The sequence below is a fragment of the Enterococcus mundtii genome (assembly GCF_002813755.1).
GTDB classification, from domain to species: Bacteria; Bacillota; Bacilli; order Lactobacillales; family Enterococcaceae; genus Enterococcus_B; species Enterococcus_B mundtii.
On record NZ_CP018061.1, the window covers coordinates 1,361,945 to 1,375,505 of the forward strand.

Annotated in this window: 4 protein-coding genes and 1 pseudogene; 4 read left to right on the top strand and 1 reads right to left on the bottom strand. The window is 37.6% G+C overall.

The window, feature by feature from the left end:
• The first annotated feature begins 108 nt into the window (after nt 1-108).
• The 3 genes from EM4838_RS06590 to EM4838_RS06600 all read left to right on the top strand — a co-directional run bounded on the left by EM4838_RS06590 (nt 109) and on the right by EM4838_RS06600 (nt 3,346).
• Nucleotides 109-783 carry a response regulator transcription factor gene (locus tag EM4838_RS06590; RefSeq protein ID WP_071867051.1) on the top strand — a complete coding sequence of 225 codons (675 nt, stop codon included), beginning with the start codon at nt 109-111 and terminating at the stop codon, nt 781-783.
• A gap of 4 nt (nt 784-787) precedes the next feature.
• On the top strand, nt 788-2,098 hold the full coding sequence (locus tag EM4838_RS06595; protein WP_071867052.1) for a sensor histidine kinase: 1,311 nt from the start codon (nt 788-790) through the stop codon (nt 2,096-2,098).
• A gap of 249 nt (nt 2,099-2,347) precedes the next feature.
• Nucleotides 2,348-3,346 carry a tyrosine-type recombinase/integrase gene (locus tag EM4838_RS06600; protein ID WP_071867053.1) on the top strand — a complete coding sequence of 333 codons (999 nt, stop codon included), beginning with the start codon at nt 2,348-2,350 and terminating at the stop codon, nt 3,344-3,346.
• A 252-nt stretch (nt 3,347-3,598) separates the two neighbouring features.
• Here EM4838_RS06600 and EM4838_RS06605 read toward each other — a convergent pair whose 3' ends face one another.
• Nucleotides 3,599-12,874, bottom strand: coding sequence for a QWxxN domain (locus EM4838_RS06605; RefSeq protein WP_071867054.1), 9,276 nt, complete (start codon nt 12,872-12,874; stop codon nt 3,599-3,601).
• A 327-nt stretch (nt 12,875-13,201) separates the two neighbouring features.
• Between EM4838_RS06605 and EM4838_RS17120 the strand changes: the two are divergent.
• A pseudogene (locus EM4838_RS17120) lies at nt 13,202-13,428 on the top strand (hypothetical protein); the annotation flags it as partial.
• Between the last annotated feature and the right edge of the window lie 133 nt (nt 13,429-13,561).

Consider the following 13,561-nt stretch of genomic DNA (forward strand, 5'->3'; position numbering starts at 1 on the left):
TAGCATACAAAGGTTAGCTTAAATGGAACTTAATCCGAAATTTAAGTTTTGTTTATGCTAATCATGGTAAAATCAAACTATATGGTGAAAACAATAGAGGTGGAATGTATGATTAAGTTATTAGTGGTCGAAGATGATCACGTATTGTCGGATAATATCAAAGAGATCATTTCTGAAATTGGTGAAGTAACTCAAGTCTATGATGGCAGCGAAGGCTTATATGAATTGGAATCTGGTGTTTATGATCTAGCGGTTCTTGATTTGATGATCCCAGAAATGAATGGGTATGAAGTATTAGCGCATCTTCGAAAAAAGAACATCTTGACCCCTGTCCTGATCTTGACAGCTAAAGATGGCTTAGAAGATAAAATTGAAGGATTCGAGCGTGGTGCGGATGACTATTTGACCAAACCATTTTATCGTGAAGAATTACTGATGCGGATCAAAGCATTGTTGAAACGTTCATTAGGTCTTTTCAGTGATCACACGTTAGAATACCAAGGAATCGTCTGTGACCTGCAACAAAATACCGTCGAATACAAGAAACAACTACTTCCGATCCAAGGGAAAGAATTTGAGTTGCTTGTTTATTTCTTGCAAAATAAAGGGATCATTTTGACGAAAGAACAGATTTTCGACCGTATCTGGGGATTTGATTCTGATACTACGATCACTGTCGTAGAAGTCTATATGAGTAATCTTAGAAAGCATCTTCGCGAGACCGGTTTGGATAAAGAAATCAAAACGTTACGTAATGTCGGTTATATTCTACAAGGAGAGTGATGCGATGACAGACAGTATTTTCAACAAACAACGTACGAAACTTTTCGCAGCCAATGTGACAGCCTTTGCTTTGATATTTCTCTTGCTTGGGGGGATCATTCTACAATTATTGAATCAATCTGCCTATCGAGAAACGGATCTAATGTTGAAGAATATCTCGATAAACTCACATATGGTGCAACTAGAGATCGAACGCTACCAACAAGGAGATCCTTTTTTAAACTCTCAGATCCCCCCGCGACAAGCGGATTCGTTACCTGAAGGAGATCGTTTCAATACTCAGGTTATTTTATGGTCTGCATCGGGGGAAGTATTGAATAAAGAAACCATTGGTGGGCGTTTTAACCAAATCGAAGAAATCAAATTGGATACTACCCATTTAGATACGATCCAAAATATTGATCTGGCACAAGCTGATCAAGGAACGTCCCTTTATTTTCGTTCAATTACCAAAAAAGCAACAAACCAAGGAGAAGTTGCCTATGTCCAAGTTTTGGAAAATACCAATCAAATCAACTCCTCTCTCGGGACATTCCAAACGATTTTGATCCTTTGTATGATCGTCTTTTGGTTAGGCTCCATTGGCGTCAGCTACTATTTGTCTAAATTAAACATGCGTCCAATCTTAGCATCATGGCGTCGACAAAGAGAATTTGTGGAAAATGCTTCCCATGAATTGCGAACACCATTAACAATCATCCAAAATAGTTTGGAACACCTATTCACTAAACCAAATCATACGATCATCGAAGAATCTGAAAGTATTGCGCAAGCATTGTCTGAAACGAGACGTCTAACTGGTTTAACTTCTGACTTGTTGACCTTAGCTAGAAGCGATTCGAGTCAAGATACGCTTGTAAAACAAGCCTTACAAACAAAAGGTTTTATCGCTGAGCTGACTAAACCGTTCCAAGAGATGGCAACGATCGATCAAAAAGAATTTCTAATAGATAACCATGCTGATATGAGCGTTTTAGTCGATCCGAAAAAACTCCATCAAGTATTAGTTATTTTGCTTGATAACGCACTCAAATACACGAGTAAACACGACCAAATCATTGTGACCTCAATTAGTACGAATAAAGAATGGGTGATCCATGTCAAAAATACTGGTCCTTCGATCAGTGATGAAGACAAAAAACGCATTTTTGATCGGTTTTACCGTGAAGACCAAGCAAGATCGAAAGAAACTGGCGGCTATGGGCTAGGATTAGCGATTGCGAAACAATTGATCGAGCAACATAAGGGGCAATTGACTGTGTCTGATCACCTTCCTATGGGTGTTGATTTTAAGATTCAGTTGCCTATCAAATAAATTTTTGTGATATATGACTAAGACACTTTGAAAAATAGCTGCTGCTACATCGAAGTGTCTTTTTTGTTGATTTAGTTTTTAGTATTAAGTGAATGATTGTAGTAAAATGAGGCTAGGATAACCAGCAACAGTTGTCCTTCATTGCTCACCCTAAAAGGCTAATACATTTTGGGAAGCAGACGTAATCTTTGCAGTAAAAACACTAGTTACTGTTACCTTGACCTTGGATAAGAAATGGAGGTTTTTTGCATGGATGTCAAAACAAGAAAACAGATACAAGAAAAGTTGAAACAACGGATGCTCCAGTTACCACCGATCTTCAATGATTTTTTGCAGGCAAACGCAAAAAAATTATCATTAGCTAGTCGCTACGAATATGCAAAAGATTTCCATTTATTTACAGATTACTTACGAAAAACCCATAAGCAGGAAATCAATGATCAGTTGATTATCCAATTGGAAAAACAAGTCTATCTTAATTTTTTGAGTGAAGTTTATCTTCACACGCGAGCTTTCCATACAGCTGCTGCCCAAGAAACGCAACAGCAATTCAAAAATGGTTACTACGGGATCTCCCGTAAGCAATATGCTTTGAATCATTTTCTACGCTTTTTGTATGAAAAAGGCCTTGTTGAAAAAGAGATTTCCTTGTTAGGGGATAGTTTACCAGAAACTACCTCTTCCGCTCCTCGTTATATCGACGCTTCTTTATTAAGTAATTTCGATTCACTTTTCATTCCGGAAAAAGGATTTAATTCCCCACGTGAAGCACTTTTTGAACAAAAAAATCGTGCAAGAAATCTGGCAATCGTAGCTGTTCTTCTCTATTGTGGGTTGAAAATCCATGAAGTCGTTGAATTAAAGTGGAAAAACATTGATTTTAAGAAACAGATTTTAGTCGTTGATCGCAAAGCGAATCGTTTGGAGCGAGTACCTATTCCAAATGAAGCACTCCCGGTACTAGCGAATTATGCCAACCAACATAAAAATGGCGCATCTGGTGAATCCTATGTTTTCCGCTCTTCACACGATGAACAAATCTCACCGCGCACGATTCGCCAAATCCTTGATCGAATCACGGTGTACAAAAATGTATCACCGGAATTGTGTCGGAAAACGTTCCGCTACTATACTGAATTATACTTAGGCGACAAAGATGCAGTGAATTATCTCTGTGGCAATCGCTACGTACGTCCTCACTCATTTGAAGAAATCTACGAGAAGATGCGTGACTTCTCCTATCGCTAAATCGTTCAACGATCTATGGAATGAAAACATCGCATAGAAAGTTAGTTTGTTTCTTCACTTTCTATGCGAACTATTTCTTGTCGATGATTTTTATTAACGGGTAGTTAACCTCACTTCAAGTTTTTTTAAAACGATCAATTTGATGTTTTATTTTTTTGAAATGAGGAAAGTATGTCGTAACTGTTCATCCTACTGAGATCTTAAACAGTTGCACTTGACTGATTAAGAAGCGGTTCAATCATAGTGACTAACTTATCTTTGTGATACATTCAAATCACTTCGTTTCATTTTTTTATCGTTGTTCCCTCCTTGTCCAAAGAGATTAAAAGGACTTTGCTTTCGGACTGTTCTTTGTTTTTTCTTCATCTTTTGTTTCCTGATCAATCCAAACGGATCCAAGACATTCCGTTTATTTTCCGTGTTTCCAGTCAAGCCGAATACATTAACGATTTCACTATTCTCTTTTCCTTCGTTTATGATGGTTTCGATTCCTCTTTTTTCTCTATGACCAGTGTCTCTTTCCGGAGTGGCAGTGACTGTTTTATTATTTAGGAGCGTATGGACATTGTCCAATGGAATTTCTATCTCATTCGCCTTATAGTCCCATATTTTTGATAAGGCAATCGCCATCATAAGATATCCATTCCCTAGATCCATGCTTTTTGTTTCTCTTTTTTGTACTTTAGCCCGCGCAAAAGGTAGTCCTTTAACCAGACTGATGATAAGGTTCATTACAGTTTCTGCATCAGTCAATTTAATATTTGCACTTAAAAAAGGATCTGTACCTATGGACACCAAGACACTTTCTGGTGATAGTTCTGGTAAACCAAAACACATCGCTGCCTGCTTGACGAATTCTTGAAATGATGGGGATAGTAAAAGCTTATTTTGATTTTTATTAAATGAATCTCGTATCTCTTCCAGACTGTTCATGAATACTCCTCGAGGGGGTAAGGTGTAACATATCCAATCTTCTGTTCCGGCCATAGTGTGTGTGATTTCATGAATAAAGGTTTCCTTTATACCCGGACGTACTTGTCGATTCAAATCTATTTTTGAATCCATATGGAAAGTATCAGCAAAAATAAGGATGCGACAATTCGGATCATTGCTTAAAACAAATGCATCTGCAAGTGGGCGTGTTGTATATTGAGAAAAATAACTATTGGTGCTTTTTTGAAAAACCAAATCAGTAGAAACTATCCAAATATTTTCAAATTCAAAAGCAGCAGATTGTTCAACGAACTGAAGACCTTTTTTAGCGATATATAATAACCTTTTAACTGCTGCTCGCATGACCTCTTCCTTATTTTCAACGTTCTGTAGTTCAAATAACGGGATAAAAAGTTTGGCTGCATCTGTAGTCTCTATTTTGTCATGACTTAGCCAGAAATCCGCTAATTTTATATAATTTTCGAAGATAGATGCCGTTTCCTGAACTTCCTCTATGAATTTTTTTGCAAACGGTCTGAGAGAAGGCGGAAGCTTACTCTGTTCAAGACCAGAAAAAACTTTGTAGGGAAGCTCGGGCGTTTTAGGTAAATATAGTTGGATGACCTCTGCTAGATCACTTAACAAATTTTTTTCTGCGTCTATTCTGACTCGGTTTCTAGGTAGTGGAATAAACCCTTCTAAAGGAGGAAGTTTTACGCTATGATCCACAAATCTGAGTGCATCAATATTAATGTAAGGGATAGCATCTCGAATCATATTCCACTCTTTTTCTCTTCCAGGATTTTTCGGAAAAACAGAGTAGTCTGGTTCTTTGTTTGTACCTGTAGTTTGTGAACTCGATGCGCCAGCTGACGTCCCTGCTTGCGAACTACTTGGTAACTCTTGCGAAGGGATGTCTTTTGCTCCAGATCTTCGGATCGTTTTTTCCAGCTCAAACAGTCGTTTTTCTTCGGAGGTTTCCAAGCGGAAATAATTATTTTCTAAATCAAAGCGTAAAATCCTCAGCAGATCACTCCCGTTTTTCTTCAATAAACCGTAGCGATTTATTTCTGGATTGAGTAATACGGTTGTAACATACTGATCATTGATTTTGAGATAGGATTTTCCTTGAGCATTCCACATCAAACCATTTTCATCTGGTGGTGAAAGCGTACTTGGATCTTTTATCGTTTCTGTTTGTCCCAACTGTTTTGTAATTGTTTCGATTACTTCTTTTGTAACCATCGGTGATGTTAGTGGCTCGAATCCCCACTCGATTCCATTATATTTTACCGGAAATATTTTGTCTCCGTTACATACGTCATAACGGATTCCTTGACCTTCGATAATTGTCGCTCTGACTGGGACTATATGACCGTTTAACTTGATATAATACTCTGTTGGTAGATCTGTTTTTTTGATTGCTAAGATTGGACCATCTCCGTACCCTCTTGGGTTTAAATTCTTTTCCTCAGAAAAAGATTTATATACAGCAACTGTACTTGTTAAGTGTTTGATTAATTCCTTTTGTTCTGAAGTGAAGGAAATAGGCCCTTCAAAGCGTTTTAACTGATCGCCGTGCAACGTATAATATTGGCCAAAGACATCACCAGTTTCAATATCGGTCACCTGTAAAAACAAATTACCTTTTGTACGCTTGACAAAGATATGTGGTCCATCTTTTGCTAGCTTAGCAAGTAATATCTCTTCTTCTATAAATTTCGCTTTAGATGCACTATCAAATCGTTCTAATTTGCTTAATAGTATTTTCATTTCTGTCGTAACCAGTGAACTGTATTTAAAACTGATCAACCGTTTGATGATCAAATGTCCTCCTCCGACTAACAACTCAAATCCTGGATCGACAGATCGCGCAACGCTTTTCATCAATGCTTTTATGTCAGATATACTAGGAAGAAAATAAGTAGTATTTTTGATTACTAATTTTATTCCCCCTTTCGCTAGCGCTCTAGATGCACCTAGCGCAAATTTCCAATTGAGTGCTGTGACTTGACCAAAAATAGGAATCATCATAACCGCATCAATCGTGCAGGATGTCACCGCTTCATTAACATCTTGATCAATGATACTCACAACACAATCATAAAATGGGATAAAATGTTTGACTATATTCCAGACTTTTTCAGTAACTGTTTTATCATTGCCAAATTCATACATGATATTATAGAGAAAATCACTGTGTTGACGTGCAAGTTGATCAATAAAGGGTTTTGTATCATATCCCTGACATAGCTTTTTATCTTTTTTGATGTCAATGGTAAAGGTAAATAATTTCTTGCCTATTTTAATCCGATCGCCTTCCTTTGTATAGCCTTGTTTCAAAAGATGTTTGTTATTAAACAAACCATACTCAAGGAATAGTAAGGGGTCTCTATCGACGCGATGGATAATATATCCCCCTTCATCTGCCAGTTTTTTTAACGCGTATATTCGTTCTTCCTTTCCGTTATTTGCCACAAATAGATCCGTCTGTTCAAGTTCAAGTATGGTGTCTAACCATGGATCATGTTTGAAAAAGATCATAGGCATTGAACCAGGGGCAGAAGGAGCATAGTAATGTACCTTGTTGTATAATTTGGCAGATGCTAAAAAAACAGTAGTATTCGGAGAAAAGATAAAATGCTGATCTTCCGTATTTAGTGAATATAATGAAAGTTCAATTATTTTTTGATCCAAGTCAAAATAACTATCAGAAATAGCTCTTGTCAAGCTTTTATAGGCGACCTCAATATTGACGGGCGTAAATAGGTGAGGACATGGATTTCCACCACCTAGATAGATTTCGCTCATTCCAATAGAAAAGGTAGCACCAAGTCGCTCACACTCTTGAACGACATCATTTGTTATCGCTTGTTTTCTGCGCCAATGGATGGTTGCTTGTTGATAGGGTATAAATCTTTTTTCTATTTCTTTTTGAATATCAAGACGTATTTTATCTCGTTTGTTCCAATAACCAATAAAGGTTTGCAGCGCATATTCTTTATAGCTTCCTTCTTTCCCTGCTTTGCGTAGTCCTTCTGGATCGAGCTGCGCCGTCGTGATCAATGCGGGGATCAACAGATGATTTAGTTCATCAATTGTTGTGATTCCTTGGGTACTGATCGTTTCACAGAACAGAGCGCCCAACTTGCGAATTTCAGTTTGATCAAATTTCGTACGATAGCCTACGTTTTCAAGTAATTTCGATCCGATCAGCTGTATCACCGATCCAAAATCCGATATCAGTAAATCGTCGGAAATTTCACTCGTCTCAAGGAAATAATTTGGTAGGGTCTTTTGAACAAATAGAATCCAGATTTTTTTTAAAATGCTTAGGGAGTCCTCTGATATTTTCGCATCTGTTTTTGACAAATTGAGCACACCTGCTTTTGCTAATTCATCCACCTCAAATAAGTTTCGTAGTTGCCCAATAGTAAATATCGATGGATCTTGTGCGTCGAGAATATTTTTTGTGACATAAGCTTCGACTGAGTTTTCTAATATCGTTTCAAATATCCATTTGGTCACCGTTAATTCTGCATTTTTTTCACTGATTTTTTCGTCTGCTTCCCCACCATATCGATTCATTTCTTTCAGAATGATTTTTGCTATAGGTTGCGTTTTATCATTCATGAGGACGAACCCTGCGCTATCTTGAGAAAACCATTTGCCGAAAGCGACCAACAATTCTTCTTTACTTGGGTTTCTAGGCAGCAGTTGTTTCTGTTGAAAGAATATTTCGATTTGATTTCTAATATTTTTATCTCGCCAGCGACCATCTTCAGAGATGACGAATGATGGATCGCTTGGAGGAGGTTCCGGTATTCCCTCTATCGGTGGAGCAGCTGTTTCTAGTGTATCCATCGCCCATTTAAGAAATGCTTGATGCGCCTCTTCATCTGAGAGTTCTCGAACTTTAAAGATTCCGACAAAAAGAACTAATAAGTTTCTGACTTTGTTCATATCCACTTTTTCTGTGGATGATCCCTCTTGGAGCGTCCAGTGGGTGGCCACTTTTACTAAGTTATTTTTATCATCGGGACTGCAAGGATGGCCATAGCCAGTTAAAAAATCAGCTACTTTTTGTAATGTTTGTTCAGCCTGTATTGCAGAACTTCCGAATTTATCAATCTCTACATCACTGATTTGTCTCCCACTTTTATTGATGCCATTCTCAGAAATAAATGCTTTGACTTTTTCCTTCATTTCTTGCTTTTTGCTATCCTCATCATTTCCATAGGCAAAATTCAATTGTTTCATATCAAAAGTGAACCCATACTGCGTATTATTATTTGTCCATTGGAGTATCACTGCATATGCTTTTTCAAGAGTCAAATCTTCCTCATTAATATTGTATGCAGTAAGAATGATGTTGGCTACTTTATACACCCTTCCAACCATAAAATGATATCTTTGCTCAGAGAGTATCCAGTCTTCCACTGCTTTGGTTAAAAAGCGGGATTCTACACGCCTCAATGTGACATTTTTTGTAAGCATGTATTTCCTAACTACCTCATTAACAGACAATGTTTTCCCTCTATTAACAGAGAATGTTCTCTCCATTTTATTAAAAATATTGAGATAATACACATATGGAATGAGTGGTTTTTCATTAGAAATATTGGGCGTCACGCCCTTACTATATAGCCTAAAGATGTGGTCGCTTTCCTGCTTCTGTTGGAATTTACTTAAAACGTATGGTGATTCATCTGGAGATATTTTATAATAGGTTGTTTTTTCATTTATCGTTCGGTAGGTCGCTCCTTCTACTAAAGTATTCAGTTTCCATTGCATATAAATTGCCTGCAATTTTCTTGTTGATAACCGTTCACCTAATCTTATCAGTGGTACATCGTATTCTTTCAAGATCATGTATGCAAAAAAATGCATTTTTTCTGAATCAACACTATTTTCAGTTTGCCAGTTTTTACCTATCCATTTTTCGACTTGCTCAATTAGAATCTCGGGGGTGTCTAGCTTTTCCACGATTCTTTGCTGGATAAGGTAATTTCTTACTTTCTGATTTACATTAGCGGTCCTATTTCGATTTCGATAAATAGAACCAACAAAATAAAAATTTGGCAGATCATGTATTTCGGCTTCTAAAGGTTGCTTGTTATTGATGACTTCTTGCACCACTTTTTTGATTTTTATCAAATCATTTTCCTGATCTGAAGGAATCACTTTCTCCGTCTGATTTGTCGTTGCTGTTTCAGTATACTCAGGAGATTCAAAAAAAGGGATTGTTTTTATGTCTTGAAATTTGGCATCTTGGTAGACATTATTCGCTCGCCATTGTAGGAAAATTGCATTTACTTCTGCATCAGATAATCTTGTCACTGGGCGACTAAGTGTATGAAGTATGACATGGGCAATCTTTCTCCTTCTAATCAGTGATAGAGTCGGACTTTCTTCACTTTCTAATTTAGCCAATTCAATAAAGATATAGCGTATGAGTGATCCTCTCAGTTTGCTAAAACGATTTTCTTCAAGGGATAAAAACTCTTTTACGGATTCATTAATTGTTTCTGTATGATATCGATCTCTAAAAATCTCATATTGAAACCAGAAGGGTGTTAACACGGCATCCATTTTCAAGTTCGTGTACAAGTGCTTTATATCAAGATAGGATATGAGCCGTAATTTTAACTCATGTTCAACGTCCATATTTAGCTCTTCATATGACAATAATGGCGCTTGTAAGCTTTTATCACTTTCATACAAATCGGTACCTGGGATATGTTCGCCTGACCGTTTCTGAATCAAATGATCGGGTTCTTTTTTGAATGCGTAGCCACTAAACGCGTTGTTATAGCGCCACTGTAAAAAAATAGCGATACTTCGTTCCTCTGATAAATTATGTGCAGGTAGTCCATGTTCTTTTAGAATCGTTTTAGCAATTTGTAATCTCCGATCGATAATCGCCGCATTTGAGCCTCCGTTATTGGCAAAATTTTGCAAAACAAGTGAAAAATCATTTGACGCTAGTCTTGATGATCCTTTTAATTCTTCATACTGATCGACAAGTTCCTCGATGATTTGATCATTGACTTTCGCCGTCTCTGCTCTTCGATCAAATAATTCTCGATCAAACCATATCGGGGGCAAAGTCACACCTGATTCCTCAGGTAGAGTCTGATTTTTCAAATAAGCCATGACTATTTTATTTACGACAGCGTGTTCTTCTTGCGAAAGGTCTTTAGAGGAGTTCAAAGATACTTGCGAGCTGATGTCATAAGGCAATAGTTTTTTTTGTGTTGGAGAAGATGATTTTAAGTGTTGTATGTCTGTTAGGCTCAGTTCATTGAACTGGATGTCGCTAAACACATCGTTGTAAATCCACTGAAAGAAAATGGCTATGGCTCGCTCGTCTGAAATGGTGTCATCATTTATGTCGTAGCATTGAAGTATAACTTTAGCGACCTGGCGTCTTTTTTCCAGGATGGCAACACTTGATATGTCTTTATCCACCCACTTTAGTAGAGCGAGGAAAAAGTCTTTGGTAGACAAATCATCGATCAAACAGAAACCAAGGTATTCACACACACGCTCTTTGATCCGATTGGTTGCGACTTCACTTTTCATGCGCTGTTGAAAGACATCTAAGTCGAGCCAAAATGCGTCAATCGATTCGGTTTTTGGTATAGGCAAAGGTTGCCCTTTTGTATACATATCCACTCTTTGGTTAATAAAGGATCGAGTCGTCTGTGTGATTTCTTTCACTGAATTCAGTGGTATTTTACTCGCATCGTATGGGGGCACATCCGCTGAGGCGGAAGGCGTATCGATTCGTTGTGTCACTTGTTCCAATGTGTCTGGAAGTTGAAATTTATAGTTCATGAAGGCATGATTGTTACGTGCTTGTAGAAATATTTTTATTGCTTGGACATCTGTAATTGGCTCATCTTTTACGCCATAAGCCTCTAAAATGACCTGCGCAATTTGTCGTCTTCTTTCTAATACTAGCTCCTGATCACTTGGATTCTTTGAAGTCCCCCAATTATAAAGACCTTGAAACAGTTCTTTTGTGGAGACGCTATTAGAGAAGCAAACGTCATCAGACAAATCGCAAAGTGATTTTCTAATCGTTTCCATTGCCATGCCTACTTTATGTCTCTTTTGAAATAACACTAAATGAAACCAAAAGGGCGTTAATGTTTTCGTAGTGACTGATGGTGAAGGTTCAATATTCACATAGGATTTCAGTACCTTACTGACTGTTTTTTGGATTTCAAGAGAAGGTTCGTCTTCCAGATAATTCATTGAAACACTCATACTGGAGGCATAAGGTAAGATAGGAACATTCAGATTATTTTGAGGTGTCGGTAGCGCTTCCGCTCCGGGGAATATCTGAAAGTTGCTCTTTTCAAAGAATTGATCGATCCGTTCATTGAATTTTTTTGCTAAGTCTATCAGCGGGGCTGCGAGATATTCTTCCTCTTCTTCCAATATCGGTGTTTCAGTTGCTTGGCTACTCTTGGGTGTCTGAATTTGGTTGCTTTTAGATGTCTGAGGAAGGTAAGGCACCTCACGGATCTTTCTCTCCTCTTTTGATATCTGCTCAGTTGCGAGATGTTCCGCTGAGAATGTCCGTGCCAAGACTGTGAAAAATTTTGATAAGATACTCTCAGTCGGCACGTCATTTGAACTTGCTGTGTGACTACTATTCTGATATTCGTAAAAAAAAGCAGTAAAGGTATCTGTCAAATTGTCCCAAAAAGATGTTGGCAGAGTCGAATGAGTTTGATTATTTTCACTGTGATTACTTGGTGATCCTGCTAGATTCTTATAATATGAATCTATAACCAGACGAGCGATATTTTTGGCTTTTTTTTGAATTTCCCCTAAAGCGACTCTATTTTTTGCCTCTTTATTTTTAAAGGAAAAATGGTGGATTTCTTGTACATCATCTTTTGGTTCTTGTCTTAGTTTTAAGGATTTTGACACCGCCTCTTGGCAGATCGTATTAAAATGATAAAGTGTGTGATTTTCCTTTTCCCACATTCCTCCCTCAAGTACTGATTGAGTTGTAACTGTCGTATTGCATTGATCGATTTTTTCCAAATTATGAATAGTTTTGTGTATCTGCAGTGTCCAATGATGGGTGAATTCAGCTAAAGAAATCGGTTCTTGTAAGGTTGCGTTTTTTATTGAATTAGAAAAGTATTCCGTCGCATGGATCGGTTGTGCTGGTTCAACGAGGGCCGGATTTACACTTGAACGAAAAGAAAGAGAATGGATCGTCGGCTGGTATGTCTTGGTCTGATTCGTTGCGGTCTGATTTACTGGGGGGTGATCCAGCATAATATGATTCTCGTCAGTTTTTACTGGACCAATATCCACATAGGTGTCAGCTTCAAAGGCAGGTCTATTTGTTCGGAGGGCTCTTAGAGGGGTCCCTCTCACAGCCAGAGAATCAGTGATGACTAATAGCTGAAGAAAGAGCATTGGGGACCACCTGATCCGTTCATTTATCTTGGTATTCGCTTGGTTAGAGATAAAATTCGCGGCTTCTTGTCTATCTTTTGGATTCGATCCTTTGTTCAGCTTATTATAATGCATTCCGACAGGTTTACGATATTCTTCGATTGGCATGTTTCCACTCCTTTTTAATTCTATTTATCATTGATATTGGTATACCTTCTATTTAAATTAATCATATATAGAAAATAACTCGTACCAAGTCCTATTTTTTATATAAGAATAAATAATGTTGAATGAACATCTTATTCAACGATCATTTTATATCCGATCCATTAGAAGCACATCATTTAGTCATACAGTTTTTCGTTTTTTTTTACTTGAAAAGTATAGTGGTACAGAACCCATCCTGTGTATCGGCTACCTGTTCCAAATGACGGGATTTCCGATACTAACAAATTATTCTATCCAACATAAAAAGGCGGACTTGGAGACTCCTTTTTTCTCTCTTCTCACGATGAACAAATCTCCCCCAACACGATTCGCCAGATTCTTGAGTGAATCACGTATACAACAATATTTCACCGAAATTGCATCGGACAACCTTCCACTACTAAACTAAATTATACTTAGGAGATAAAGATGCAGTGAATTATCTCTGCAGCAATCGTTACATTCATTCCCACTCATTCCCACTCATTTGCTGCTGTCGGTGCAAAGAAGTGTGATTTCTCCGACACTGAAATAAACAAATAATCAAATTAATCGCCTAGCAAGTTGCTTGTGTTATCTGGTTCTATCAACTTGCTAGGTTGATTTTTTATCGACATAAATGGATCTTAGGTCTTCTTTCTTATTATT

Bases quoted from the DNA above. Each gene is read 5' to 3' on its own strand.
- EM4838_RS06595 (WP_071867052.1), top strand. From the start codon at position 788: ATGACAGACAGTATTTTCAACAAACAACGTACGAAACTTTTCGCAGCC.
- EM4838_RS06600 (WP_071867053.1), top strand. From the start codon at position 2,348: ATGGATGTCAAAACAAGAAAACAGATACAAGAAAAGTTGAAACAACGG.
- EM4838_RS06605 (WP_071867054.1), bottom strand. From the start codon at position 12,874: ATGCCAATCGAAGAATATCGTAAACCTGTCGGAATGCATTATAATAAG.
- EM4838_RS06590 (WP_071867051.1), top strand. From the start codon at position 109: ATGATTAAGTTATTAGTGGTCGAAGATGATCACGTATTGTCGGATAAT.